This is a genomic window from Streptomyces sp. NPDC026673, assembly GCF_040638135.1.
In the GTDB taxonomy this organism is placed as follows: Bacteria; Actinomycetota; Actinomycetes; order Streptomycetales; family Streptomycetaceae; genus Actinacidiphila.
The window spans coordinates 16,165-39,795 of the sequence record NZ_JBEZXR010000050.1; the positions used below are offsets into that span (position 1 = coordinate 16,165).

Consider the following 23,631-nt stretch of genomic DNA (forward strand, 5'->3'; position numbering starts at 1 on the left):
CACCATCCTCCCGTCCGGCCGCCCGCGGTCCGCCGCCGGGTCCGCGCCGCCGGTCGCGACCGGTCACAGGAGACCGCTGCCGGACCAGTGTGTGCCGGTCAGCCAGAGGAGGGCGATGAGCGTGTCGATCGCGCCGAGGACGACGGCGATCAGGGGCACCAGCGGCCTGCCGCCCCGGAAGGTGCGGCCCATGGCGAGCCGGCCGCAGACGATCGCGGCCGGGCCGAGGACGATGCCGAGAACGAAGAATCCGGCGACCGCGCAGATCAGGCCGACGATGCCCAGGGTCTCGGGGCTCGCGCCGGTACGTGTACGGCTGTTGTGGGGCATGGTTCCTTCCTCCGTGGGTGGGCGTCCGTTCCGCGGGGCGGAAGGGAGCGGTCCCTGCGCGATCCGGATACCCCCGTTCGGCGGGCTCATCACCCGTCGGTCCGCGGGACGGCCGGCGGCCTCGACGCCGGCGGACACGCGCCCGGCGCGCCGCGATCCGCCTTCGACGCCCCTACGCGGTGGCGGGGTGACCGCAGCACGGGGCCGCCCGGTCCGTCGTGGACCGGGCGGCCGGCGGCGGGAGCCGTGTCGCGCGGTCAGCCGGTGAACAACTGCTTGAGCTTCATGGTGAGTTCGTACACGCCGTAGGCGAAGGGCGCGCCGACCCACAGCCAGGCGATCGCCATCAGCGGCAGCCGTCCGCGTTCGGCGGGGGCGGGGGCGGCGGCGGTGGGCGCGGGGGTCGATGCGGGGGGCGGTGCGGTCATCGGACGGCTCCTTCCGACTCGGTTCCGGTCGTGACCTTGCGCTCCGCGGACGGCCCGTCATGGTGCCGCGGATCGACCGGCCGCACCAGCTCGTTGGCGATGAAGCCGACGACCAGCAGCACCATCATGATGACGAAGGACGTGCTGTAGAGGTCCGGACCCGTCCGTCCCGCCGACTTCTCGTGGTCGGCGATCGCGTTCACGATCAGCGGCCCGAGCACTCCGGCCGTGGACCAGGCGGTGAGCAGCCGCCCGTGGATGGCGCCCACCTGGTAGGTGCCGAAGAGGTCCTTGAGGTAGGCCGGCACGGTGGCGAACCCGCCGCCGTAGAACGACAGGATGACGGCGGCGGCGATGATGAACAGCGGCTTGGAGTCGTCGCCGAGCAGGGCGATGAGCAGGTAGAGCAGCGCTCCCGCACCCAGGTAGAGGCGGTAGATGTTCTTCCGCCCGACCAGGTCGGAGGTGGACGACCAGGTGATCCGGCCCAGCATGTTGCCCAGCGACAGCAGGCCGACGAAGCCGGCGGCCGCCGTGGCCGTGACCGGGGTCGAGGTGTTCGCGAAGAAGTCGGTGATCATCGGCGCCGCCTTCTCCAGGATGCCGATGCCCGCAGTCACGTTCATGCAGAGGACCACCCACAGGCACCAGAACTGCGGGGTGCGCAGGGCGTTGCGTGCCGACACCTGGCCGGTGGTGACCAGCGGGCGGGCGACGTCGGCGGCGGGATTCCACCCGGCGGGCCGCCAGTCGTCCGCGGGGACCCGGACCAGCAGCACCCCGAAGGTCATGAAGACCGCGTAGACCAGGCCCATCACCAGGAAGGTCTGTGCGATGCCCGAGGAGTCGGCGCCGAAGGAGGAGAGCATCTCGGTGGACCAGGGCGAGGCGATGAGCGCACCCCCGCCGAAGCCCATGATGGCGATGCCGGTGGCGAGTCCCGGCCGGTCGGGGAACCACTTGATCAGGGTGGAGACCGGCGAGATGTAGCCGATGCCGAGGCCTATGCCGCCGACGAGGCCGTAGCCGAGGACGATCAGCCAGTACTGGCGCGTCGCGGCGCCGAGGGCGGATATCAGGAAGCCGGAGGAGAAGCAGAGGGCCGACACGCACATGGCCCACCGCGGTCCATTGCGCTCGACCAGCGTGCCGCCGAACGCCGCCGACAGCCCGAGCATGACGATCGCCAGCTGGAACGGCAGCGCCGACTGGGTGCCGCTCAGCCCGAGCGAGGACTCCAGCGGGGGCTTGAACACGCTCCAGGCGTACGCCTGTCCGATGGCGAGGTGGATGGAGAGCGCGGCGGGCGGTACCAGCCAGCGGCTCCAGCCCGGCGGTGCGACGGTGCGGGCACGGGTGAGGACGTCGGGTACGCCCATTGACGCCATGGCGGGTACCTCCCTGAGGTGACATGACCCCGGGGACCGTACAACTTTCATTCATCCATGGATAGGGCGCGGCCGGACGAACTTGCCGCGGGGCCCGGCGTGTTCGGCCCCGCCGCCCCGGACGTGCGGTCCGGATGTCCGCCGGACCGGCACCCGGCCCGCCGGCCGCCGCCGAGTGGTCCGTCCCGGTGGGCCCGATATGCGTTCGGCGGTCTCCCGCACGGTGTGGACGGCCCGGTCATATCCATCGGCTATAGCGCTGATAACAGATACTTCATACCGGCATTAGCGGATAGGGGTTACTGTGTCCGTTGTCAGTCGATATGGCCTGGCGGTGGAAACGCCGAGTGGGGCAGTCAGAGGTGACCCATGTCATGGATGTGATAACGGACTGCTACGACTTCCTGGTCGTCGGCGGCGGGACCGCGGGATGCGTCGTCGCCGCCCGGCTGTCCGAGATGGGCAGCGCGCGCGTGCTCCTCCTGGAAGCGGGGAGCGGCCGGGGCCGGGTCCTCGGTGGGGGATCCGCCGCCGACGCCAGGACCTTCGGGCGCGGTCACCACTCCGGCTACGAGGCGTGGGCGGCCGGCGGCGCCAAGGGCTGGGGCTTCGACGACCTGCTCCCGTACTTCAAGCGCACGGAGAACGCCCCGGGACGGGATCCCGGGCTCCGGGGCGTCGGCGGCCCCCTGACGGTGGGGCCGGCAGGCCCGCCGCACCCGGTCGTGGCGGCCCTGCTCACCGCGGCGACGCAGAGCGGGTACCGCCGCGCGGCTGACATCGGCGGCGGCCTGGAGGAGGGGTTCGGCCGGAGCGACCTGAACATCGTCCGCGGGCGGCGGCAGAGCGCCGCCGACGCCTATCTGACCCCGGCACGGCGCCGCCCGAATCTGACGGTGCTGAACGACGCGCCGGTCCACCGCCTGCTGATCAGGAACGGCCGGTGCGCGGGCGTGGAGTACGCGCACGACGGCGGCGACGGCACCCTCGCCGTGGGCTGTTCCGGCGAGGTCGTGCTCACCGCGGGCACCATCGGATCGGCGCACCTGCTGATGCTCTCCGGCGTCGGCCCGCAGGCGCACCTGAGGGAGACCGGCATCGCCGTGGCACTCGACCTGCCGGGCGTCGGGACGAACCTGCACGACCACCCCCTGACCCATGTCGTCTACCGCGCGTCCCGGCCCGTCCCACCGGGGGCCGGCCACCACGGCGAGGCCCTCGGCCTGGTGCGCAGCCGCCTCGGGATCCGCGACCCCGACGTGCAGGTGCTCTTCGCCGGCGCCCCGTGCCGCCTGCCCGCGGCCGCCGGACCGGAGTACGGGCAGGGGCACGGGCAGGGATACACCATCGCGGTCTCCCCGATGTGCCCGTACGGCCGCGGCACCGTCCGCCTCGCGAACGCGGATCCCGGAGCGCCGGCCCTCGTGGACCCCGACCGCTTCGGTGACGACCGCGATCTGGCCACGATGGTCGAAGCGCTGTTCCTGGCCCGGGAGATCGGGCAGGCGCGCGCCCTCGACGGATGGCGCGGACATGAGGTGCTGCCGGGTCCCGACGTGAAGGACGACTCCGGCCTGCGCGTCTACGCGCGCGGGGCCGTCGCCTCGTACCCGCACCCCGTCGGCACCTGCCGGATCGGCGACGACCACCTGGCCGTCGTCGACACGGAACTGCGCGTGCACGGTATCGACGGCCTCCGCGTCGCCGACGGCTCCGTCATGCCGTCCATCCCCTCGGGCGACACCGCGGCCACCGTCTACGCCGTCGCCGAACGTGCGGCGCACCTCCTCCGACTCGATGCCGGGCGTCGGTGACCGGCGACCACGCGGCGAGTGCGGGGGCTTCGGAGCCCGGCGCCGGGGATCTCCGCCGGACGGGACCCGGTTCCCGCCGGGGCGCGCCCTGCCCCGCAGCCGAGCCGAAGGGTCGTCGCCCATGGCGCCACCCGCGGCGACACCCGTACCGATCGAGCCGGCCGGAGCGCGTGCGCACCGGCCCGGACCGGCCCGGGTTCCTCCCGGAGGACCTCTGGTCGGTCGTGATCGGCGGCCTGCCGGGCCCGGCAGCGTCCGACGACGTCACTCCCCTTCCCGCCCGCACGCACCGCGCGTCCCCCGGCATCCGATTCCCGAGGCAGGTCCACCATGACTGATTTCCAGGTCACTTCCGCCGGGGTGGAGGACATCCGCCGTCTCGCCGACTGGGCGGACGAGGAGGGATGGAATCCCGGCTCGTCCGACGGGCAGGTCTTCTTCCCCACCGATCCGGCCGGTTTCCTGTTTGGCCGGCTGGACGGCGAGCCCGTCGCCTCGGTCTCGGCGGTGCGCTACGGCGCGGACTTCGGCTTCGTGGGCCTCTACATCGCCCGGCCGCCCTTCCGCGGCAAGGGCTACGGAATCCAGGTGTGGAACGCCGGACTGGAGCGTCTCTCCGGTCGCCTCGTCGGCCTGGACGGGGTGGTGGAGCAGCAGGCCAACTACCGGAGATCGGGCTTCACGGCGGCCTGGCGGAACATCCGGTACGAGGGGACGCCCTCGAGCGGTGTGATGCCCGGCGGTGTCGCGCTGGTCGATGCCAGGAGCGTGAGATTCGCCGAACTGTCGCGCTACGACCGCAGGTTCTTCCCCGCAGCGCGCGACGCGTTCCTCGCCTCCTGGATCGGCCTCCCGGACCGTACCGCCCTCGCGGCCGTCGGCGACGGCCGGCTGCAGGGACTCGGCGTCCTGCGCGCCGCGCGCGGGCCCTCCCGCGTGGGGCCGCTGTACGCCTCGTCCGAGAAGGTCGCCCTCGCCCTCCTCATGGGGCTGTCGCGGACCTCGCCGGGGGCGCCGCTCGCGATCGACGTCCCCGAGCCCAACCGGCCAGCCGTGCGACTGGTGGAACAGCTGGGCCTGACGCCGTCGTTCGAGGCCGCGCGCATGTACACGGGCCCGGCTCCCGATGTCGACCTCGCGGGGATGTACGGCGTCACCAGTCTCGAACTCGGATAGGGACCGCCGCCGCCCCGGGCGGCCCCTGGAGGGGAGGCCGTCCGGGGCGTGGGTGGGGGACGTCACTGGTTGATCGTGTAACTGTCCCCGTAGACCTTCCACTTCAGCGGGGGATTGAGGTCGAGGTTGCCGTTGTTGAGGAAGACGCGCTGTTCGGTGTCGACCCGGCTGGTGTCGCTGTGCGCCTCCTCGGTCTTCATCGCCGCCTTGCGCGCGTCGAGGAAGGCGTTGATGTACGCCTTCTCGTCGCCGCCCTGCGCGGGGCTCTTGGCCTTGGACAGGGCGGTCTTGCGGATGCCGCCGAAGCTGACCTTGTCGTCGCCGGGGCCGTGCATCACGATCGCGTCGTAGTACGCGAACTGGCCGAGCGCGCGCAGCCCGTCGGCCTTGGCCTGCTTGACCGAGGGGTTGAAGTAGACGCGGTCGCGCTCGTCGTTCTGCGCCTGCTGGAACGCCGGGTCGGCGGCCGCGCTCCGCCAGGCGTTCTCGAAGCCGGAGCCGAGGCCGCTGTGCGAGTCGGTCCCGTTCACCTGGCGCAGCGCGGGCAGGTAGCGGGCGAGCGGGTTGCCGGGCTTGCGGTCGGTGTAGAGCTCCACGAGCTCGAGCATGTCGCCGGTGCCGGAGCAGAAGCCGATGATGCCGGCGGTGTAGCCGCGGCCGTCGCCGATGTCCTCGATGTACTTGTACTGGGCCTTCCAGTCCAGTGAGGAGTTCTCGGCGCTGGACACCAGCTGCATGGCGATGTCCTTCTTGTGCGGGTCGTCGAGTCCGACGCCGGCCGCCGCCGCGGGCCGCCCCGGCGCGGCCGAGGCCAGCGAGCCGACGCCGGCGGCCAGGGCGCCCGCGGTCAGTGCGGCGGTCGCGTAGAGGACGAGGCGCCGGCGGGGGAGGGTGCGTGCATGACGGTGTGGGGGGATCTGCACGGGTGACTCCGTGGGTCAGAAGTTAGGAAACCTTCCTAACAGCGCCACATTGAAGCACCACCCCCGTCGAACGCCAAGGGGTTCGAACAAAAACGCCGTATGTCATCTGTCCGGGAATTCAGGGGAGTTGACGGCCCGGGCGGGCCGGACGGATCGGGCCGGCCGGGACCGTACGTCCCCCGCATGCGCCGTGCGCGGCCCGGATGCAGGCTGGACGGGAAGAGGCGGAGGAGGTGATACCCGTGCCGGACGGGTCCCCTCCCGGGCCGCCCCACCCGGACGACGGGGCGGGGGCGGGTGAAGGCCTGCTGGCGCCCGCCCTGTTCGCGCTGATGGAGGGCGTGCGGGCGCACGCGGGCGGGATCTACCTGCTCGCGCCCGCCGAGCCGGTGCTGGAGATGGCCGTGATGGCCGGACTGCCCCGCGCCTTCGCCGCGCCGTGGGAACGGGTGGGGCTGGGCGCGCCGATCCCCGTGGCGGAGGCGGTGCGCGAACGCCGCCTGGTCTGGGTCGGCGGCGAGGAGGACATGGCGCGCCACTATCCGCGGATCGCGCTCGTCCTGCCGTACCCGTTCACCCTTGCCGCGCTGCCGGTCACCTGCGCGGGCACCGTCTACGGCGCGGTGTTCGTCACCTGGCCGGGCGCCCATCCGCCGGAGCTGGCCGACTGGGAGCGCGAACGCCTGGTCTCCGCCTGCGACGGGCTCGCGCTCCGGCTGGAGCGCGAGGCCGCCGCGGGCCGGCCGGTCCGGCGCGGGCCGCAGGTGGCGGTCGGGGCCCCGGTGGCCGGCGTCTCCTCCGCGGTCGAGGCGGTGCGCATGGTGGGACGGCTGCCGGACGGGATGTGCTCCCTCGATCTCCACGGCCGGGTCATCTACGCCAATGGGGCGGCGTCCCGGCGGCTCGGCGTGCCCGTGCGCAAACTCCTCGGACATCCGCTGTGGCGGACGCTTCCTTGGCTCGACGACCCCGTGCTCCAGGAGCGCTACCGCGCCGCGCTGATCAGCCGGCAGCCCACGTCGTTCACGGCGCTCCGCCCGCCCGGTGACTGGCTCACCTTCCAGCTCCACCCGAGCAGCAACGGCGTCAGCGTCCGCGTCACCCCGGCCCGCGGCCCCGTGGCCGAGGCGCCGCGGCAGGTCGGGGCCTGCGGCGCCGGGGAGCCCGCCGTCGGGCTGGTGACGATCTCGCACATCGTGCATCTGGCCGGGGCGCTCACGGAGGCCGTCGGCGTGCAGGACGTGATCGACCTCGTCGCGGACGAGATCATGCCCGCCGTCGGCAGCCGGGTGGTGGCCATGGTCGCCCCGGAGGCCGGAAGACTGCGTGTCCTCGGCCACCGCGGCTATCGCGATCCGTCGGTCGTCGACCGCTACGACGGCCTGTCGATGTCCGTCCCCTGGCCCACCGCGCAGGTGCTCGCCAGCGGTGTGCCGGCCTTCTTCGAGTCCGAGCAGCAGATGCGCCGGCTCTTCCCGGACCGCCCACCGATCCCCGACGGCATGGCGGCGTGGGCCTACCTGCCGCTGATCGCATCCGGCCGTCCCGTCGGCACCTGCGTACTGGGATTTCCCGAACCGCATTCCTTCGGAACCGACGAGCGGGCCCTGCTGACCAGCCTCGGCGGTCTGATCGCCCAGGCGCTGGAACGGGCGCGGCTCTACGACGCCAAGCACCGGCTGGCCCACGGCCTGCAGTCGGCGCTGCTGCCGCGGACCCTGCCGGCGCTGCCGGGGCTGGAGGCGGCGGCGCGGTACCTGGCGGGCACCGAGGGGATGGACATCGGCGGCGACTTCTACGACCTGCTGCGCGTGGGGGACCGCGCCGCCGCCGTGATCGGCGACGTGCAGGGGCACAACGTCACCGCGGCCGGGCTGATGGGCCAGGTGCGTACGGCGGTACGCGCGTACACGGCCGTCGGGCAGTCCCCCGGGCAGGTCATGGAGTGCACCAACCGGCTGCTGATCGGTCTCGACGTCGAGTTGCTCGCCAGCTGCATCTACCTGCACCTCGACCGGGACGGGCGGCGGGCACTGGCGGCCGGGGCCGGCCATCCGCACCCCCTGCTGCGGGAGCCGGGCGGCCGTGTCAGGACGCTCGACCTCGCCCAGGGCCCGCTGCTGGGCATCGACGCGGACGCGGTCTACGGCACCGTCGAGTTCCCGTTCCCGCCGGGCTCGGTGCTCATGCTCTACACCGACGGGCTGGTCGAATGCCCGGGTACGGACATCGACGCCGAGCTGGCCGGCCTCGCGGACCACTTGTCCGTGGCCGGCGACCTGCCGCTGGACCGGGTCGCGGACGACGTGCTCGCCCTCAGCGGAGAACGCGGGCGGCGCACCGACGACATCGCGCTGCTCCTGCTGCGTTCCTCCCTCACGCCGCCCCGGTGACCCGCGGGGCGGCGGCCGCCATCAGCGTCGCGGCGGCCTCGCGCGCCCGCAGGGCGGGTTCGGGGGAACCGGAGATGGCCGAGGTGGTGATGGCCCCCTCCGCGAGCAGGCCGACGGCGGCGCCGAGCCGGCGGGGCAGACCGGCGGCCGTCACGAGGTCCTCCAGATACTGCAGGAAGGCCTCCTTGTGGTCGCGGGCGGCCCGTGCGACGGCGGGCGAGGTGGCACCGAGCTCACCGAAGGAGTTGACGAAGGCGCACCCGCGGTAGCCGTCCTCGGCGAACCAGTCGTGGAGCCAGTCGAAGACGGCGAGTACCCGTTCCCGGGGCGCGGGCACCGCTTCGACGTGGGCGGCCAGCCGGTGCAGCCAGGCGCCGTCGCGACGCCGCAGATAGGCCTCGACCAGGTCTTCCTTGGAGGGGAAGAGCTGGTAGAGCCGCTTGAGGGAGACACCGGAGGAGGTGCGGACGGCATCCATGCCGACCGTCTGGATACCGCGTCCGTAGAAGAGCCCCTCCGCGGCGTCGAGCACCCGCTCCCGTGCCGTCTCCTGCTCCATGGTGGACCGTCCTTGCGTGAGAACCATCGTTCTCCTACGATAGCGGCGCCGTGGAGAACGCACGTTCTCCGCCGGAGGAGGAGACCGAGATGGCCGAGATCAGGCAGCCCGTCCCGCCGTTCACCGAGGAGACCGCGCACCGGAAGGTGCAGCTGGCCGAGGACGCGTGGAACACCCGCGATCCCCGGCGGGTCGCGCTCGCGTATACCGAGGACTCGGAGTGGCGCAATCGCGACGTGTTCGTCAACGGCCGCGACGAGATCGTCGCCTTCCTCACCGGGAAGTGGGAGCGCGAGCTGGACTACCGGCTGCGCAAGGAGCTGTGGGCGTACACGGGCGACCGGATCGCCGTGCGCTTCGAGTACGAGTACCGCACCGCGGAGGGCGACTGGTTCCGCGCGTACGGCAACGAGAACTGGGAGTTCGACGAGAACGGCCTGATGCGCAGGCGGTACGCCAGCATCAACGACCTCGCCATCAGCGCGGACGAGCGCCGCATCGCCGTCTGAGGACGGGCGACGCGGCGCTCGTGCCGGTCGGCGGGTCAGCCCTGGCGGGCCTTGAAGCGGGGGTCCCTCTTGTTGATCACGTAGACACGGCCGCGGCGGCGGACGATCTGAGAGCCGGGCGTGTCCTTGAGGGAACGCAGCGAGGCGCGTACCTTCACCGGTTGCCTCCTTTCGGGGCGTTTCTTGTTCCGCCCATGCCAACGCCACGAGGGGGCGGTTTCTTCCCGGCTGTTCCAGGGCCGTTCCGGCGCCGCTCCACGACCGCATTCCGGCTCGGCGCCCGCCCGGAGCGCGGCCCGGCCGCGGCCGGGCCGGTGGGCGCGGGCAGGATAAGGCCATGACTTGCCACTGCGACGGCACCGCCGTCCCCTCGCCGCCGCCCCCCGTCGTCCGCTCCCCGCACGAGCGGGCCGTCTTCGCCCGCGGCCGGGGTGCCCAGGACCGGGTCGCCGACGCGATCACCGCCTTCGCCGGCTCGATGGCCTTCGTCTATGTGCACATCGTCTGGTTCGCGGTCTGGATCCTGCTGAACGAGGGACTGGCAGGGCGGGGCGCGGTCTTCGACCCGTTCCCCTTCGGACTGCTCACCATGATCGTCAGCCTGGAGGCGATCTTCCTCTCCACATTCGTCATGGTGAGCCAGAACCGTCAGGCCACCCGGGACAACATCCGCGCCGACCTCGCGTTCGAGACGAACGTGCGCTCCGAGGTCTGGTCGGCCCACATAGGCCGGGCCCTCGGCCTCGACCCCGAGGAGGTCGAGAGGAACGTCCGGCAGCTCGTCGCCGAGAGCCGCGCCCGCATGGGGGTCACGCCCCCGGCGGTGACGCCGGCCGCGGAGCCGCCGCGGTCATGACCCGACGTCGTCCCGGTCCGCGCCGGCGGTGTCGGCGCCGCCCAGTGTGCCGGGGCTGGTGAAGCCCGGGCTGGAGTACCCGGGCCCGCCGGAACCGGGCGACTCGAAGCCCGGTGATCCGAAGCCCGGTGATCCGAAACCGGGCGACTCGAAGCCTGGTGACTCGAAACCGGGCGATGGGAAACCGGGCGATGGGAAACCGGGCGATTCGAAACCCGGCTCCGAGGCGCCCGCGACCTCCGGCTCGGGGACCTCGTACTCGGGGATCCGCGGGGGCGGCGGTACCGCCGCGCCGTCCCCGGTGTCCGGGCCGGGCCCGTCGGCGGACGTGGAGAACCCCGGACTGGTGAAGCCCGGGCGGTGCTTCGGCACGCTCCCGGGCGCGCTGCGTCGACGGTAGGTCATGGTCCTTCCCCTCCCCGGAGGGCTCAGCGCCGGCGCCGGCGGTACCCCGACCAGCGCGCGCCCGCGCCCGAGCCGACCCCGCCGAGGTGCGCGGCCAGCAGCGCGAGCCCGACCAGCAGCAGGCTCGTCGGCGTGAAGACGGCCTCGGTCGCCGTCCCGGTGGCGTTGACGACGAACGCGATCGCGAAGACGACGGCCGCGACGATGGCCAGCATCGGCCCTCCCAGTGGTCCGGGGCGCGCCGTCGCGCCCGTATGCCCACCGTCTGCCCCCGGACCGGTCCTTGAGACGGCCCGGATCGGCCCGGATCGGCCCGGATCGGCCGGCCCGGATCCGCCCGGGCGGCACCGGCAAGGCGACCCGGCCGGTGTCCGTGGGAGCGCTCACAGCCTAGGATTCCGCGATGACCGGACGATGAGCCAGTGCCGTCTCATCACCCCGCGCCCTCGTGCACCCGGAGTTCCCGCATGGCGTCGCCGCACGGCCCGCTCGACCACCGCTACCGCGGTGAGCACCCCATCCGCACCCTCGCCTACCTCTTCCGCCACGATCGCGGCCGCCTGGCCCTGGCCGTCCTGGCGTTCATGGTCAAGCACACCCCGATCTGGCTGACGCCGCTGGTCACCGCCCAGGTCATCGACGTCATCGTGCAGCACCGCCCGCTCTCTGGCATGCTCCTGGGCACCGGTGTGCTGCTGCTGATGCTCGTCCTCAACTACCCCTTCCACCTGCTGTACGTGCGCTGCTGGTACGGCAGCGCCCGCCGCACCGGCACCCGGCTGCGCTCCGCGCTGTGCCAGCGGATGCAGCAGCTCTCCATCGGCTACCACGCGAAGGTCAACTCCGCGGTCCTGCAGACCAAGGTCATCCGGGACGTCGAGGCCATCGAGCAGGCGGTCCAGCAGACCGGCGACATGGGCCTGTCCGCGCTCGCCACGCTGATCGGCGCGCTGGCGGTGATCGCCGTGCAGGCGCCCTCCTTCCTGCCGGTCTTCCTGGTCGTCGTTCCCGCGACGTCCGCGCTGGTGATGTGGTTGCGCGGGCGGCTGCGCGAGTCCAACGAATCGTTCCGCCAGGAGGTCGAGCAACTCTCCACCCGCGTCACCGAGATGACGACCCTCATCCCCATCACCCGCGCCCACGGCCTGGAGTCCACCGCACTGCGCCGTGTCGACGGGACGCTCAGCCAGGTCCTCACCGCCGGACTGCGCCTGGACCGCCTCAACGGCCGCTTCGGATCCCTGGCCTGGATCGTCCTCAACGTGCTGGGCGCGGGCTGCCTGCTCGGCTCCGCCCTCGCCGCCTACTACGGCTGGCTCGGCGTCACTCCCGGTGACGTCGTTCTGCTGACCACGTACTTCTCGGCGCTCACCGCCGCCGTGACCACGCTGCTCAGCCTCACCCCGGTGGTCAGCAAGGGGCTGGAGTCGGTCCGCTCGGTCGGCGAGGTGCTGCAGGCGCCCGACCTCGAGCAGAACGCGGGCAAGACCGAGGTGGCCGCGGTCCGCGGGCAGGTGGACTTCCAGAGCGTCGGCTTCACCTACGACGACGCCGCGGAGCACTCGGTGCGCGACTTCACCCTCTCCGTGCGCCCGGGTGAGACCATCGCGCTGGTGGGGACCTCGGGGGCCGGCAAGTCCACCGTCCTCAACCTCGTCATCGGCTTCCTGCGCCCGACCGAGGGCAGGATCCTCCTCGACGGGGCGGACATGGAGTCCCTCGATCTGCGCAGCTACCGCCGCTTCGTCTCGGTCGTGCCCCAGGAGTCCATCCTCTTCGAGGGCACGATCCGGGAGAACGTCGCCTACGGCATGCCGGGCGTTCCCGAGGAGGCCGTGCGTGAGGCGCTGCGGGCCGCCAACGCCCTGGAGTTCGTCGAACGGCTGCCGGCCGGGCTCGGCACGGTCGTCGGCGAGCGCGGCGCTCGGCTGTCCGGCGGGCAGAAGCAGCGCCTGGCCATCGCCCGCGCGCTGATCCGGGACCCCCGGGTGCTCGTCCTGGACGAGGCGACCTCAGCCCTGGACTCCCGCTCCGAGGCGCTCGTCCAGGAGGCGCTGGAGCGCCTGGTGCGCAACCGGACCGTCTTCGTGGTGGCCCATCGGCTGTCCACCATCCGCAACGCCGACCGCATCGTCGTCATGGACGGCGGAAGGATCATGGAGGTCGGCTCCCACGGACAACTGCTGCGCGCCGGGGGCCCGTACGCGGCGCTGCGCAGCGCCCAGACCGCCTGAACCCACCGGTACCCACGCGCCCGGGGGCGCCCTCCGCTTGCGCGGAGCGGCGCCCCCGGGGGCTTTCCGTAGGGGCCGGGCCGCCGGATCAGCGGCGGCGGTTGTGGTGGTCGAGGAGGTGGTGGTGGCGGTGGTGACGGTGACCGTGCCAGCGGTGGTGGTGGCGCTTGCCGTGGTGGCCGTGGTGACCGCGGCCGTGGTCGCCGTGCGTGGCGTGCGTGCCGTGGGCGCCGACGGCCCCGGGCGTGACGGCACCGGCACTCGCCGCACCGCCCAGGACGACGGCCACGGCCACACCGACCGCGGCCACGAAACGGGGAACGCGCATGAGGGAACTCCTGTCTCCGCGGGTGCCGAGGGCACCTGGACGGGTGGGACACGAGAAGCCTCGGACCTCGGAATGCCCGATAAGGAATGGCACGCCCGTATTGGCACACGATTTGCTGGAATATGGGAAATCCTGGAACCGGCGCGTGTGGGCGATCCGGGCGCTCCCGTACCGCGGGCAGCCTTGGGCAGCCGTACGGAGCCGCGGCTCGGCGGGGGTGCGATGTTTCGCCCCGGGCGCCTCGGGCAGGTGTCACACGTTCCGGCTCCGCGACCGGGACGAGGCACCGACAGGCGATGGTGGCGGTGGACGACACCGGCTTCGGCACCCTGCTGAGCGGACTCCTGCAGCGCTCGCACGAGGTCGCCCCCGAGGACTGGGGCGGCACGCTCGCGCGTGCGGCGCACGAGCTGGGCCTCGACGACATCGCCGTCCTCCTCGCCGACGTCCAGCAGTCCAGGCTCGTCCCGCTGCCCGGCGATCCGGCGTCCGGGGCGCCGCGCCGTCCCGTCGCCATCGACGGCACGCCCGCTGGGGCCGCCTACCGTACGGTCTCGCTGCGCCTGAGCGAACGGGACAACCGGATCACGATGTGGCTGCCGCTCGTCGACGGGGTGGAGCGCGTCGGCGTCCTGGAGGTCACCGCCCACCGGATCGACCCGGAGTTGCTGTCGCGCTGCCGCGCGCTCGCCGACGTCACCACCCTGACGATCGTGTCCAAGACGGGGTTCAGCGACGACATGCTGCGACTCGTCCGCAGCCGCCCGATGAGCGCCGCCGCGGAACTCGTTTGGGCCTTCCTCCCGCCGCGCACCCTCGGCACCGCCGAGGTGACCTCGAGCGCCGTGCTGGAGCCGGCCTACGAGATCGGCGGCGACGCCTTCGACCACAGCCTGCAGGACGGCTGTCTTCACCTCGCCGTGGTCGACGCGATGGGCCACGACCTCGCCTCCGGGCTCGCGGCCGCCGTCGTGCTGGCCGCCTGCCGGGCCGCCCGGCGGGGCGGAGCCGACCTGGCCGAGGTGGTCAGGACCGTGGACGAGGCCCTGGCCGAGTGGATCCCGGACCGGCTCGCGACCGCCGTCTTCGCCGACCTCGACGTCCGCAACGGGCAGTTGGACTGGGCGAACTGCGGCCACCCACCGCCTCGGCTGATCCGTGCCCGGCACGTCGTGCCCGGGGCCCTGGACCGCGGTGCGGACCTCCCGCTCGGCCTGGGCGCCGAATACAGCGGCGAGCCGCGCTCCGTCCACTCCGCGCGCCTGGAACCGGGGGACCGGATCCTCATCCACACCGACGGGGTCACCGAGTCGCGCGCGGAGGGCGGTGACGAGTTCGGCGAGCGGCGGCTCACCGAGTACGTGGTGCACGCCACCGCGCTCGGGGACCCCGCCCCGGAGGTCCTGCGCCGGCTCGTCAACGCCATCCTCGCCCAACGGCACGGCCGTCTCGACGACGACGCCACGATCCTGCTCGCCGAATGGCATCCCGCGCGCTGACCGCCGCGCGCCGCCCGATCCGGTTTCCCGTTCCCGGTCCCGGGCAGCGGTACCCCGACGCATGCCGCGCGTCATGCGCGGTGCCCGCCCGCCGCGAGCGGCCGCCGAAACATGTCCCGATCCGGAATGTTATGTCGTGTAAATCACGTTCGAATGGGTATCCGGTTTCGAGAAGACCTGAGGAGGCGCCCAGCCGTGGACACACGCAACGGCCACCCGACCAGTACCCGGATCCCCCGCGACCAGCAGATACGGACGTGCCGACCCGCCGTCGTGAAGGAGGGCCGGGGCAATCCGCCGCAACGGGAGCCGGACAGCGGCAACGAATGGAACATCGTCAGGGGGGACGACTGAGGGAGCCGGGACCCCGGCTGCCGGGACCACCGCCGGAGCCCGGTGGAGCAGCGGAAGCGGTCGTGCGGGCCGCGGGCGCGCCCACCAGCGAGGCGGTGGTCCCGTCCTGTCCGGCGATGTTCAGGGCCCGTCGGGCCGCTCCGCCGACCATGTGACGAGCGGCGGCCGCACTGCGGCGCACAGCGGCCCTCCGCGGGCGTCGGTGAGGCCGAGGCGCCCGACCAGGAGGCCCGAACGCGCGGCGGCGTCCAGCGTCGCGGGGTCGACGGCGTCCAGCATGAGCTTGGCGCGGCGGAACATCGCGAAGGCGCCGGACGCGTCCACGGCACCCCAGCACAGGTAGACGAAGCGGGCGCCCGGACCGCCCTGGATGTGGGGGCCCGTGACGTCGAGGCCCGCCGCGGTCTCGCGGATCCCGCAGTCGAGGTCCCACGCGACCGCGTCGGCGTCGCCGGGCCGGAGGCCCAGCAGTTCCGAGGGGCGGGCCCGGCGCTGTACGGCCACGTGGACGCCGGTGGTCTCGCCGAAGACGCGGCCGGGCAGGTCGCGCGCCTCGATGCGCAGCCGCACGGTCAGGCTCCCGGCGGCAGGAGGCGGAAGGCGAGGCACACCACGGGCGTTCCGTCGTCGACCGGGGTGCCCGCGCGTTCCCAGAAACCGCGGTGACCGGCCCGCCAGTCGTCGAGGGAGGCGTCCCCCTCGCCCTCGGCGGCGGCGTGCTCCCACGTCACGTCCGCGAAGGCCGCCACCTCCACGCCCGTGATCTCGATGACGCCGACGCGGCGGCTCTCCCGGTCCAGCAGGGCCAGCCGCTCACCGACGAACTCCAGACCCTCGCTCTCCTCGACGTACTCGGACAGCAGTCCGGTCGTCGTGGTCTTCTTTCCCGCCAGGACCAGGGAGTTCAGCTCGTCCCGCAGCGCGTCGGGGGTGCCGAGCTCCATGGAGCGCATTCCGTCGACCCGCGGCCACATCGTCGTATCGCCCCTCGGTGCGTGGGTGTCCCTTCCGCCGGATCATCACACGACGGGCGCCACCTCCGCCAGGAACGGCGGGTCCGCTCCCGCCCGCCCGCAGGTCAGAGCCGCGACCCGCGCGGCGAAGTCCAGGGCGCCGGCCACCGGGGGTGCGACGCGGCCGCCGGCGACGATCGCGCGCAGCCGCTCCCGGGCCGCCGCCCCGCCGAGCAGCCCGGCGGAGAGGAGGCCCGCGAGCAGGCCCGCCATGAAGGCGTCACCGGCACCGATGGTGTCGGCGACGCGCACCGGGGGCGCGGGAACAAGGTGCCGCCCGCCCGGGGCCCAGTGGGCCACGGCGCCCTCCGCGCCCCGGGTGAGGACGACCAGCCGACCGCCCTGCGCCCAGCCGGCGGCGACCTCGTCCGGATCCCGCCCGGGGTAGAGCCACCCGAGGTCCTCCTCGCTGGCCTTCACGACGTCGGCGAGGGCCACCAGCCGCTCGACGCGCGGCCGTTCCGCCTCGGGCGGACCGAGCAGCGCGGGTCTGAGGTTGGGGTCGTACGAGACGGTGTGGCCCCGGCGCCGGACGGCCGCGGCCAGGGCCAGGAGCCGCCGCGCGCCCGGCTCCAGCGCGGTCGCGATCGAACCGGTGTGGAAGTGCGCCGGCACGGACAGCGGCCCGACCGGGGGGAGGTCCCACATGATGTCGAACCGGTAGGCGGCGCTGCCGGTCCCGTCGAGTTCGGCCCGCGCCGTCGACGTGGGGGCGTCGACGACCGACCCCGGGTGCAGCAGGACCCTCCCCTCCGCCAGCCGTGCGCGCAGCAGGTCGCCGTACGCGTCCCGGCCGATGCGCGTGGCCAGGGTGACCGGATGGCCGAGGCGCGCCAGGCCGAGGGCGGTGTTGGCGGGGCTGCCGCCCGGGTGGGCGCGCCGCGTCCCGTCCGGCCCGACGACCACGTCGGCCAGCGCCTCCCCGGCGACCAGCGTGGCGGGCGTGGTCACGGCCGCACCAGGATCTTGCGGCCGATGCCCGCCTTGAAGCGCTCGATGGCGTCGGGGTAGTCGGTGAGCGGGAAGCGGTCGCTGATGAACACTCCGGGATCCAGCACTCCGGCGGCGAAGAGCTCGGCGGCCCGCTCGTAGCTGTGCAGGACCGCCATGGAGCCGGTGATGGTGATCTCCCGGTTGTAGATCCGGTACGGCTCGATGACCGCGCGGGCCGCGTAGTCGGCGACACCGAACTGCAGGAAGGTGCCGCCCCTGCCGACCCGGTCCAGCCCGTCCTGGATGGCGGCGGCGTTGCCGGTGGCGTCCACGACGACGTCCCAGCCGCGCGGCCGGGAGATCTCGTCCGCCGCCCCCGCCGCGTTGTCGCACCCCAGCAGCCGTGCCGTGGCGAGCCGTTCGGGGTTGACGTCGACGACGTCGACGCTCGCGGCACCGGTGCGCTTGGCGAGTTCCAGCATCATCAGGCCCATCGTGCCGGAGCCGTAGATCAGCACATGGGCACCGAGCCGGCTGCGCAGCACGTCGTAGCCGCGCACGGCGCACGACAGGGGCTCGATCAGCGCGGCGTCGGCGGTCGCCACGTGGTCGGGCAGGACCACGCAGTTGGCGACGGGCGCGACGGCGAACTCGGCCGCGCCGCCCGGCTCGGTGACCCCGATGGCGGCCCACCGCTCGCACAGGTTGCCGCGGCCCTGGCGGCAGTAGTGGCACTCCCCGCAGTGCAGCGAGGGGTCGACGGCGACCCGGGCGCCGACCGCCACCTCGGTGACGGCCGTCCCGACGGCGACGACCTCGCCGGCGAACTCGTGACCGGGCACGATGGGCAGTGTCGGTGCGAACTCGCCCTGCAGGATGTGCAGATCGGTCCCGCACAGCCCGCAGGCCGCGACCGCGACCACCACGTCGCGGGGCCCGGGGGCCGGGTCCTCGACAGTGGCGAGCTCGATCGTCCCGGGCTCGGCGATGACGACTGCCTTCACTTGACGGCTCCCAGTGACAGGCCCTGGACCAGGCGGTCCTGGGCGGCGAATCCGGCGACGAGGACGGGCAGGGACACCACGACGGCCGCGGCGCAGACCTTGGCGAGGAAGAGTCCCTGACTGGTGACGAAGGAGGTCAGGAAGACCGGCGCGGTCACCGAGCGGACGCCGGTCAGCACCCGGGCGAAGAGCATCTCGTTCCAGCTGAAGATGAAGCAGATCAGCGAGGTGGCGGCGATGCCGGGCGCGGAGACGGGGATGACGATGCGGCGGAAGACGGTCGGCAGCCCGGCGCCGTCGATCGCGGCGGCCTCCAGGATCGCCACCGGTATCTCGGCCAGGAACGACCGCATCATCCACACCGCGATCGGCAGGTTCATGGAGGTGTAGAGCAGGACCATCAGCCAGATGTTGTCCAGCAGGCCGAGGTTCTGCGCGACGAGGTAGACCGGCAGCAGTCCGGCGACCGCGGGCAGCATCTTCGTCGACAGGAAGAAGAACAGCACGTCCGACCACTTCCGGACGGGCCGGATCGACAGCGCGTACGCGGCCGGGATCGCCAGCGCCAGCACCAGGAGGGTCGAGACCACGCTCGCCGTCAGCGAGTTGACCAGCGCGGGCCACGGGCCGGCGCCGGTGGAGGCGCCGAAGAACTCGCGGTAGCCGTCCAGGGTGAGGCCGGCGCCGAGCGAGGGCGGGTTGGTGGCGGCGTCCGTCTCGCTGTGCAGCGAGGTCAGCACCATCCAGGCGATGGGCAGGACGAAGAGCAGTCCGGCGGCCCAGGCGACCAGCCCCCAGACGGAGCCCGCGCGCCGGCGGCGGGCCGGGGCCGCGGTGACGGCGCTCATGAGGTCTCCTCCCTCAGCAGGGTCGACACCAGGCGCAGGGCGAGGGTGGCGACGACGATGGTCCCCGCGACCACGACCACGCCGGCCGCGGAGGCCCGTCCGTAGTCGTGGGCCTTGTAGAAGGACTCGTAGATCGTGTACGGCAGGTTGGCCGTGCCGAGACCGCCCGAGGTGAGGGTGAAGACGGCGTCGAAGTTCTGCACGACGTAGATCGAGCCGAGCAGCGCGGCCAGTTCCAGGTAGCGGCGCAGGTGGGGGAGGGTCAGGAAGCGGAAGACCTGCCAGGCGTTCGCGCCGTCCACCCGGGCCGCCTCGACCGCCTCCGTGGAGCGGCTCTGCAGCCCGGCGAGCAGGATCAGCATCATGAACGGCGTCCACTGCCACACCAGCGAGGCCGCGATCGCGCCGAGCGGCATCGAGGTGATCCAGTCCGGCTGCGGCGGGCGGTCGCTGCCGAGGAGGCTCCACAGCCAGGTCAGCGCGCCGTTGAACAGCCCGTACTCGGGGTTGTAGAGCGCGTGCTTCCACAGCAGCGCCGAGGCGACCGGGACCAGCAGGAAGGGGGCGATCAGCAAGGTGCGCACCACCCCGCGCCCCCGGAAGCGCCGGTCCAGCAGGAGCGCCAGGCCCAGCCCGAGCACGAGGCTGACCAGGACGACACCGGCCGTCAGCCAGACGGTGGTCAGGACGGACGCGCGCAGGTCGGCGTCGCCGAACACGTCCGCGTAGTTGGTCAGTCCGGTGAAACCGCGGCGGTCGGGGTACAGGGCGTTCCAGTCCATGAAGGAGATCACCAGCGTGGCCACGAAGGGCAGTTGGGTGACCACCACCATGAACACCAGGGCCGGCATGAGGGGTCCCCGCCGGGCCCGGGCGGCGGTCCGGCCGAGGCCGCCGGTGCGGACGGGCACCGCCCGGACCGGGGCCCGGCCGCGCACTTTCCCGGTGAAGGTACCGGGCGTACCGGTCATGGCCGAATCACCCGTTCCGGTACTGGGCGGCGACCTTCTCCGCCAGCTGTTGGGACTTGTCCAGCGCCGCGTCCACCGAGGTGCGCCCGGCGATCGCGGAGGCGATCTCCTGGGAGACCTTGGTGCCCAGGTCCGGGAACTCGGGGATGTCGACGAACTGGATGCCGAGGGTCGGCCGCGGCTGGACCCCGGGGTCGCGGGGGTCGGCGCCGGCGATGGCCTCCTCGGTGGCCTTGGCGAAGGGCCCGGCCACCTTCAGGTACCGCGCGTTCTCGTAGGTCGAGGCGCGCTTGCCGGCCGGGACGCGGGCCCAGCCGAGCTTCTCGCCGACGAGTTCCTCGTACCCCTTGCCGGAGGCCCAGGCCACGAACTTCGCCGCGTCCCCCTGGCGCTTGCTCGCCTTCTGGATGCCCCAGGCCCACGTGTAGAGCCAGCCGGAGTTCGCGGTCTTCACCACGGGCGCCGGGGCGTAGCCGACCTTGCCTGCGACGGGGGAGTCGGCGCTGTCGAGGATCCCGGCCGCCGAGGTGGCGTCGTACCACATGGCGGTCTTGCCCTGCTGGAAGGCGCCCAGGCACTCGGCGAAGCCGGCCTGCGGCGCGCCCGCCTCGCCGTGCTCGCGGACCAGGTCGACGTAGAACTTCGTCGCCTCCTTGAACGCGGGCGCGTTCACCTGGGCCTGCCAGTCCTCGGTGAACCAGGTGCCGCCGAAGGTGTTGACCACCGTGGTCAGCGGCGCCATCACCTCACCCCAACCGGGCAGTCCGCGCAGGCAGATGCCCTTCATCCCGGGCTGCGCCCCGTCCGCCTTCGCCGCGAGGGCGGCGACCTGCTGCCAGGTGGGGCGCTCGGGCATGGTGAGGCCCTTCGCCTCGAACACGTCCTTGCGGTACATCAGGAACGACGACTCGCCGTAGAAGGGCTCGGCGTAGAGCTTGCCGTCGGCTCCGGTCAGGCTCTCCTTCATCGACGGCAGGATGTCCGCCTGGTCGAAGTCGGGGTCCTTGGCGACGGTGTCGTCCAGCGGCGCGAGCCAGCCGTTCTTGCCGTAGATCGGCGCCTCGTAGTTGCTGATGGAGGCGACGTCGTAGGTGCCGGCCTGGCTGGAGAACTCCTGGCTGATCTTGTCGCGGACGTCGTTCTCCGGGAGCACGGTGAAGTTGACCTCGATGCCGGTGCTCTTGGTGAAGTCCGACGCGGTCAGCTTCTGCAGGTCCAGCATCTGCGGGTTGTTGACCATGAGGACGTTGACGGAGGCGCCGCCGCCCCCGCCGTCCCCTCCGCTGCCGCCGGCGCCGGCGCAGCCGGTGGCGAGCAGGGCCGTGCAGGCCCCGAGTGCGGTCAGCCGGACGGTGGTGCGGCGCCGAGGTGCCCTGCGGCGGTCGGTGTCGGTTCCGGGCATGGGGAGGCCTTCCTATGAGGGGGTTCCGGCGGCGCGCCGCGGCTCGGGGCGGGCGCGTCAGGGTGTGCCGGGGCGACCTGCGGCGGCTCGCGCGCAGGGTGAAAGGGGTGCGGTGGGTCAGACGCGGATGACGTTGGGGCCGAGCAGCGAGTAGCGGTGGGCCTCGGCGGCCGGGAGGCCCGTGTCGGTGACGATCGTCTCGAAGTCGCCGACCTCCGCGAACCGGCAGAAGCTCGAGGCGCCGAACTTGGTGTGTATGCCGACCAGCACGCGGCGCCGCGCGGAGCGCACCGCCTGCGCCTTGACGTCGGCGACCACGGGATCGGGGGTGGTGAGTCCGAAGTCGCGGGAGATGCCGTTGGCTCCCATGATCGCCAGGTCGATGACGAAGGAGGACAGCATCTGCGTGGCCCAGGAACCGACGGTGGCCAGGGTCCGGCCCCGCACCCGGCCCCCGAGCAGCAGCACGGTGGTCTCGGAGGACTGGGCGACCGCCGCCGCGGTCGGCAGCGAGGCGGTCACCACCGTCAGCGGCCGGTCGGTGGGCAGCAGGGCCGCCAGCAGCTGCTGGGTGTAGCCCTCGTCGACGAAGACGGTCTCCGCCTCGCCGAGCAGCCGGACCCCCGCGGCGGCGATCCGGCGCTTGCCCTCCACCTGGTGGGTCTCGCGGCGCGCCAGGTCCGTCTCGAAGCCCGCGCTCTCCACCGGGTACGCCCCGCCATGGGTCCGGCGGACCAGCCCGCGCCGCTCCAGCTCGCTGAGGTCCCGGCGGATCGTCTCCGGGGCCACCTTGAAGTCCGCGGCGAGCACGGTGACCTCCACCCGTCCGGTCTGCCGTACCAGGGCCAGGATCCTGTGCTGCCGTTCGTCGCCGCGCATGGCCGCACCTCCCTGGTCCCGGTTCCGTCGATGGCCGTTCGGGCACCGTCCGCCCGTTTCTGCCCGCCCGAGATTTATACCGCCGTGGGGAGCGGGCCGTTCAGCCCGTACAAGGGAAGAGTGCGCCCGTTTCTGCCCGTATCCGGAACCGTGGTCGCGCAGGTCGGAGCCGGTGCGAGGGGATCACGCCAGTGAGTTTGCGGGTTTTTCTGCGTTTGGGTGATCATCGGTGCCATCCGGTCGGCGGACATTTGGGAGCGGCGGAACGATGACCACCTGGCGGCACACCCTCGACCGGGCCGGCATCGCCGACCCCGCGCTGCGCGCGGCGTACACCGAGCAACGCCGCGTGGTCGCCCGCTTCGACCGCGCCTCGTACGCCGCCGTACGCCTGCTGCTGCCGGCGTCGATCGTCCCCGACGCCCTCGCGGCCACGGCCTTCATGCACCACAGCGACAACCTCCTGGACCGCGGGCCCGACGGCCGCCGCGCCTTCGCCGCCTGGGACGGGCAGGTGCGCGCGGCCCTCGCGGGCGACGCGGGGGAACCCCTGCTGCGTGCCCTCGCCCACACCGTCGCCCGGCGGCCCGTGCTCCACGGCATCGTCGCGGACTACCTCGTCGCCGCACCGGCCGACGCCGAGTGGAGCGGCTTCGCCACCGAGGCCGACTTCCAGACCTATGTCGACGCGTACTCCCTGCCCGCCTTCCTCCTGGTCGCGGGCCTGCTCGCGCCGTCCACCGGCTTCGACGCCTACCGTGCCGCGTGCCGGACGTTCATCGAGGCCGCTCAGCGCCTCGACTTCCTGGAGGACATGGCCGAGGACCTCCGGGAGGGGCGCCTCGGCGTCCCCGAGGACGCCCTCGCCCGCCACGGCCTGACCCGTGCGGGCCTCGGTCAGGCCCCCGACCCCGAGGCCGTGGCCGCCCTCGTCCGCGACCAGGCCGGGACGGTCAAGGACGGCTTCACCGGCGCGCGTGGCCTCGCCGACCTCGTTCCGGAGTCCAACCGGCCCATGGTCGAGGCCCTCATCGCTCTCCAGGGGCACCGATTGCGCGCCGTGGAGCATGCCGGGCGGGAACTCCTGAGCGGCCCGGCGCCCCGGCCGGTGGCCGCCGCACTGGGCACGCTCGCCCGCGCCTATCTGAGCGCCCGCCGCGTACGCCTCTGACCGGGTATGCGGCGGGTCGCGGAGGCCAACTCGCCCTACTGGAAGCCGAGTTCGCTGAATTTCCCTCAGCAGTGAATATCCGGCCCCGTATTGCGGCGCCCCGGCTCCGGGGAAGGCGCGACAAGGCGAAGTGGTTGGTATAAGGTTCAAGCATCGTGATCCGGGTGGCGGACGGCGGGCGGACCCCCGGCCGGGCGAATCCCGCGGATAAGCA

Annotated in this window: 26 protein-coding genes; 9 read left to right on the forward strand and 17 right to left on the reverse strand. The window is 73.0% G+C overall.

Annotated elements, in window-relative coordinates; translation table 11 throughout:
• Positions 1-63: 63 nt before the first annotated feature.
• The 3 genes from AB0F62_RS28400 to AB0F62_RS28410 all read right to left on the reverse strand — a co-directional run bounded on the left by AB0F62_RS28400 (position 64) and on the right by AB0F62_RS28410 (position 2,146).
• Entirely contained in the window at positions 64-330 is a 267-nt protein-coding gene (locus AB0F62_RS28400; RefSeq protein WP_361805133.1) for a hypothetical protein, read from the reverse strand.
• A gap of 257 nt (positions 331-587) precedes the next feature.
• Positions 588-758 (reverse strand): hypothetical protein, encoded by a 171-nt coding sequence (locus AB0F62_RS28405; protein WP_361805136.1) that lies wholly within the window; start codon positions 756-758, stop codon positions 588-590.
• Positions 755-2,146, reverse strand: a complete 1,392-nt coding sequence (locus AB0F62_RS28410; protein ID WP_361805139.1) for an OFA family MFS transporter — start codon at positions 2,144-2,146, stop codon at positions 755-757. The genes AB0F62_RS28405 and AB0F62_RS28410 overlap by 4 nt, the downstream gene beginning before the upstream one ends.
• Before the next feature lie 374 nt (positions 2,147-2,520).
• Between AB0F62_RS28410 and AB0F62_RS28415 the strand changes: the two genes are divergently transcribed.
• Both AB0F62_RS28415 and AB0F62_RS28420 read left to right on the forward strand, forming a co-directional pair.
• Positions 2,521-3,960 (forward strand): GMC family oxidoreductase N-terminal domain-containing protein, encoded by a 1,440-nt coding sequence (locus AB0F62_RS28415; protein WP_361805142.1) that lies wholly within the window; start codon positions 2,521-2,523, stop codon positions 3,958-3,960.
• 330 nt (positions 3,961-4,290) lie between these two features.
• On the forward strand, positions 4,291-5,136 hold the full coding sequence (locus tag AB0F62_RS28420; RefSeq protein ID WP_361805145.1) for a GNAT family N-acetyltransferase: 846 nt from the start codon (positions 4,291-4,293) through the stop codon (positions 5,134-5,136).
• A gap of 62 nt (positions 5,137-5,198) precedes the next feature.
• Here the strand turns inward: AB0F62_RS28420 and AB0F62_RS28425 are convergent, their stop codons facing one another.
• Positions 5,199-5,972 carry a chitosanase gene (locus AB0F62_RS28425; protein ID WP_361805271.1) on the reverse strand — a complete coding sequence of 258 codons (774 nt, stop codon included), beginning with the start codon at positions 5,970-5,972 and terminating at the stop codon, positions 5,199-5,201.
• 419 nt (positions 5,973-6,391) lie between these two features.
• Between AB0F62_RS28425 and AB0F62_RS28430 the strand changes: the two genes are divergently transcribed.
• A complete protein-coding gene (locus tag AB0F62_RS28430; RefSeq protein WP_361805274.1) occupies positions 6,392-8,452 on the forward strand; it encodes a SpoIIE family protein phosphatase in 2,061 nt (686 codons plus the stop codon).
• On the opposite strand, the gene AB0F62_RS28435 is transcribed toward AB0F62_RS28430, so the two are convergent.
• The gene (locus AB0F62_RS28435) at positions 8,436-9,011 is read right to left on the reverse strand and encodes a TetR/AcrR family transcriptional regulator (RefSeq protein ID WP_361805148.1); all 576 of its coding nucleotides are present in this window, start codon (positions 9,009-9,011) and stop codon (positions 8,436-8,438) included. The two genes, AB0F62_RS28430 and AB0F62_RS28435, sit on opposite strands and share 17 nt — an antisense overlap.
• Positions 9,012-9,100: 89 nt before the next feature.
• On the opposite strand from AB0F62_RS28435, the gene AB0F62_RS28440 reads away from it, so the two are divergent.
• The gene (locus AB0F62_RS28440; protein WP_361805277.1) at positions 9,101-9,520 is read left to right on the forward strand and encodes a nuclear transport factor 2 family protein; all 420 of its coding nucleotides are present in this window, start codon (positions 9,101-9,103) and stop codon (positions 9,518-9,520) included.
• A gap of 35 nt (positions 9,521-9,555) precedes the next feature.
• On the opposite strand, the gene ykgO is transcribed toward AB0F62_RS28440, so the two are convergent.
• Complete coding sequence (gene ykgO / locus AB0F62_RS28445) at positions 9,556-9,678, reverse strand: type B 50S ribosomal protein L36 (protein WP_361805151.1); 123 nt, start codon at positions 9,676-9,678, stop codon at positions 9,556-9,558.
• 179 nt (positions 9,679-9,857) lie between these two features.
• Here ykgO and AB0F62_RS28450 point away from each other — a divergent pair, with 179 nt between their 5' ends.
• Positions 9,858-10,376: a DUF1003 domain-containing protein gene (locus AB0F62_RS28450; protein ID WP_361805154.1), complete on the forward strand. Its 519-nt coding sequence runs from the start codon at positions 9,858-9,860 to the stop codon at positions 10,374-10,376.
• Here the strand turns inward: AB0F62_RS28450 and AB0F62_RS28455 are convergent.
• Both AB0F62_RS28455 and AB0F62_RS28460 read right to left on the reverse strand, forming a co-directional pair.
• Positions 10,371-10,781, reverse strand: a complete 411-nt coding sequence (locus AB0F62_RS28455) for a hypothetical protein (RefSeq protein ID WP_361805157.1) — start codon at positions 10,779-10,781, stop codon at positions 10,371-10,373. The genes AB0F62_RS28450 and AB0F62_RS28455 overlap by 6 nt on opposite strands.
• 23 nt (positions 10,782-10,804) lie before the next feature.
• Positions 10,805-10,996 (reverse strand): hypothetical protein, encoded by a 192-nt coding sequence (locus tag AB0F62_RS28460; protein ID WP_361805160.1) that lies wholly within the window; start codon positions 10,994-10,996, stop codon positions 10,805-10,807.
• Between the two features lie 252 nt (positions 10,997-11,248).
• On the opposite strand from AB0F62_RS28460, the gene AB0F62_RS28465 reads away from it, so the two are divergent.
• Complete coding sequence (locus AB0F62_RS28465) at positions 11,249-13,015, forward strand: ABC transporter ATP-binding protein (RefSeq protein WP_361805163.1); 1,767 nt, start codon at positions 11,249-11,251, stop codon at positions 13,013-13,015.
• An 88-nt stretch (positions 13,016-13,103) separates the two neighbouring features.
• On the opposite strand, the gene AB0F62_RS28470 is transcribed toward AB0F62_RS28465, so the two are convergent.
• Positions 13,104-13,343 carry a hypothetical protein gene (locus AB0F62_RS28470; protein ID WP_361805166.1) on the reverse strand — a complete coding sequence of 80 codons (240 nt, stop codon included), beginning with the start codon at positions 13,341-13,343 and terminating at the stop codon, positions 13,104-13,106.
• 296 nt (positions 13,344-13,639) lie between these two features.
• On the opposite strand from AB0F62_RS28470, the gene AB0F62_RS28475 reads away from it, so the two are divergent.
• Together AB0F62_RS28475 and AB0F62_RS28480 are read left to right on the forward strand one after the other, a co-directional pair.
• Positions 13,640-14,842 (forward strand): PP2C family protein-serine/threonine phosphatase, encoded by a 1,203-nt coding sequence (locus tag AB0F62_RS28475; protein WP_361805169.1) that lies wholly within the window; start codon positions 13,640-13,642, stop codon positions 14,840-14,842.
• Between the two features lie 195 nt (positions 14,843-15,037).
• The gene (locus tag AB0F62_RS28480) at positions 15,038-15,196 is read left to right on the forward strand and encodes a hypothetical protein (protein ID WP_361805172.1); all 159 of its coding nucleotides are present in this window, start codon (positions 15,038-15,040) and stop codon (positions 15,194-15,196) included.
• 120 nt (positions 15,197-15,316) lie between these two features.
• Here AB0F62_RS28480 and AB0F62_RS28485 read toward each other — a convergent pair whose 3' ends face one another.
• The 8 genes from AB0F62_RS28485 to AB0F62_RS28520 all read right to left on the reverse strand — a co-directional run bounded on the left by AB0F62_RS28485 (position 15,317) and on the right by AB0F62_RS28520 (position 22,246).
• Complete coding sequence (locus AB0F62_RS28485) at positions 15,317-15,766, reverse strand: DUF5990 family protein (RefSeq protein WP_361805175.1); 450 nt, start codon at positions 15,764-15,766, stop codon at positions 15,317-15,319.
• 2 nt (positions 15,767-15,768) lie between these two features.
• Positions 15,769-16,140 carry an ASCH domain-containing protein gene (locus AB0F62_RS28490; protein ID WP_361805178.1) on the reverse strand — a complete coding sequence of 124 codons (372 nt, stop codon included), beginning with the start codon at positions 16,138-16,140 and terminating at the stop codon, positions 15,769-15,771.
• A gap of 75 nt (positions 16,141-16,215) precedes the next feature.
• On the reverse strand, positions 16,216-17,160 hold the full coding sequence (locus tag AB0F62_RS28495; protein ID WP_361805181.1) for a carbohydrate kinase: 945 nt from the start codon (positions 17,158-17,160) through the stop codon (positions 16,216-16,218).
• Entirely contained in the window at positions 17,157-18,146 is a 990-nt protein-coding gene (locus tag AB0F62_RS28500) for a zinc-dependent alcohol dehydrogenase family protein (RefSeq protein WP_361805183.1), read from the reverse strand. The genes AB0F62_RS28495 and AB0F62_RS28500 overlap by 4 nt, the downstream gene beginning before the upstream one ends.
• Positions 18,143-18,994: a carbohydrate ABC transporter permease gene (locus tag AB0F62_RS28505; RefSeq protein WP_361805186.1), complete on the reverse strand. Its 852-nt coding sequence runs from the start codon at positions 18,992-18,994 to the stop codon at positions 18,143-18,145. Before AB0F62_RS28505 ends, AB0F62_RS28500 begins: the two co-directional genes overlap by 4 nt.
• Entirely contained in the window at positions 18,991-19,965 is a 975-nt protein-coding gene (locus AB0F62_RS28510; RefSeq protein WP_361805189.1) for a sugar ABC transporter permease, read from the reverse strand. The genes AB0F62_RS28505 and AB0F62_RS28510 overlap by 4 nt, the downstream gene beginning before the upstream one ends.
• Before the next feature lie 7 nt (positions 19,966-19,972).
• Positions 19,973-21,367, reverse strand: a complete 1,395-nt coding sequence (locus AB0F62_RS28515; protein WP_361805193.1) for a sugar ABC transporter substrate-binding protein — start codon at positions 21,365-21,367, stop codon at positions 19,973-19,975.
• Between the two features lie 117 nt (positions 21,368-21,484).
• On the reverse strand, positions 21,485-22,246 hold the full coding sequence (locus AB0F62_RS28520; RefSeq protein WP_361805196.1) for a DeoR/GlpR family DNA-binding transcription regulator: 762 nt from the start codon (positions 22,244-22,246) through the stop codon (positions 21,485-21,487).
• Positions 22,247-22,514: 268 nt separating this feature from the next.
• Between AB0F62_RS28520 and AB0F62_RS28525 the strand changes: the two genes are divergently transcribed.
• Positions 22,515-23,417 (forward strand): squalene/phytoene synthase family protein, encoded by a 903-nt coding sequence (locus AB0F62_RS28525; protein WP_361805199.1) that lies wholly within the window; start codon positions 22,515-22,517, stop codon positions 23,415-23,417.
• The last annotated feature ends 214 nt before the right edge of the window (positions 23,418-23,631 follow it).

Bases quoted from the DNA above. Each gene is read 5' to 3' on its own strand.
- AB0F62_RS28510 (WP_361805189.1), bottom strand. From the start codon at position 19,965: ATGACCGGTACGCCCGGTACCTTCACCGGGAAAGTGCGCGGCCGGGCC.
- AB0F62_RS28520 (WP_361805196.1), bottom strand. From the start codon at position 22,246: ATGCGCGGCGACGAACGGCAGCACAGGATCCTGGCCCTGGTACGGCAG.
- AB0F62_RS28470 (WP_361805166.1), bottom strand. From the start codon at position 13,343: ATGCGCGTTCCCCGTTTCGTGGCCGCGGTCGGTGTGGCCGTGGCCGTC.
- AB0F62_RS28435 (WP_361805148.1), bottom strand. From the start codon at position 9,011: ATGGAGCAGGAGACGGCACGGGAGCGGGTGCTCGACGCCGCGGAGGGG.
- AB0F62_RS28400 (WP_361805133.1), bottom strand. From the start codon at position 330: ATGCCCCACAACAGCCGTACACGTACCGGCGCGAGCCCCGAGACCCTG.
- AB0F62_RS28490 (WP_361805178.1), bottom strand. From the start codon at position 16,140: ATGGAGCTCGGCACCCCCGACGCGCTGCGGGACGAGCTGAACTCCCTG.
- AB0F62_RS28440 (WP_361805277.1), top strand. From the start codon at position 9,101: ATGGCCGAGATCAGGCAGCCCGTCCCGCCGTTCACCGAGGAGACCGCG.
- AB0F62_RS28455 (WP_361805157.1), bottom strand. From the start codon at position 10,781: ATGACCTACCGTCGACGCAGCGCGCCCGGGAGCGTGCCGAAGCACCGC.
- AB0F62_RS28460 (WP_361805160.1), bottom strand. From the start codon at position 10,996: ATGCTGGCCATCGTCGCGGCCGTCGTCTTCGCGATCGCGTTCGTCGTC.
- AB0F62_RS28420 (WP_361805145.1), top strand. From the start codon at position 4,291: ATGACTGATTTCCAGGTCACTTCCGCCGGGGTGGAGGACATCCGCCGT.
- AB0F62_RS28430 (WP_361805274.1), top strand. From the start codon at position 6,392: ATGGAGGGCGTGCGGGCGCACGCGGGCGGGATCTACCTGCTCGCGCCC.
- AB0F62_RS28475 (WP_361805169.1), top strand. From the start codon at position 13,640: ATGGTGGCGGTGGACGACACCGGCTTCGGCACCCTGCTGAGCGGACTC.
- AB0F62_RS28450 (WP_361805154.1), top strand. From the start codon at position 9,858: ATGACTTGCCACTGCGACGGCACCGCCGTCCCCTCGCCGCCGCCCCCC.
- AB0F62_RS28415 (WP_361805142.1), top strand. From the start codon at position 2,521: ATGGATGTGATAACGGACTGCTACGACTTCCTGGTCGTCGGCGGCGGG.
- AB0F62_RS28410 (WP_361805139.1), bottom strand. From the start codon at position 2,146: ATGGCGTCAATGGGCGTACCCGACGTCCTCACCCGTGCCCGCACCGTC.
- AB0F62_RS28525 (WP_361805199.1), top strand. From the start codon at position 22,515: ATGACCACCTGGCGGCACACCCTCGACCGGGCCGGCATCGCCGACCCC.
- AB0F62_RS28465 (WP_361805163.1), top strand. From the start codon at position 11,249: ATGGCGTCGCCGCACGGCCCGCTCGACCACCGCTACCGCGGTGAGCAC.
- AB0F62_RS28405 (WP_361805136.1), bottom strand. From the start codon at position 758: ATGACCGCACCGCCCCCCGCATCGACCCCCGCGCCCACCGCCGCCGCC.
- AB0F62_RS28515 (WP_361805193.1), bottom strand. From the start codon at position 21,367: ATGCCCGGAACCGACACCGACCGCCGCAGGGCACCTCGGCGCCGCACC.
- AB0F62_RS28505 (WP_361805186.1), bottom strand. From the start codon at position 18,994: ATGAGCGCCGTCACCGCGGCCCCGGCCCGCCGCCGGCGCGCGGGCTCC.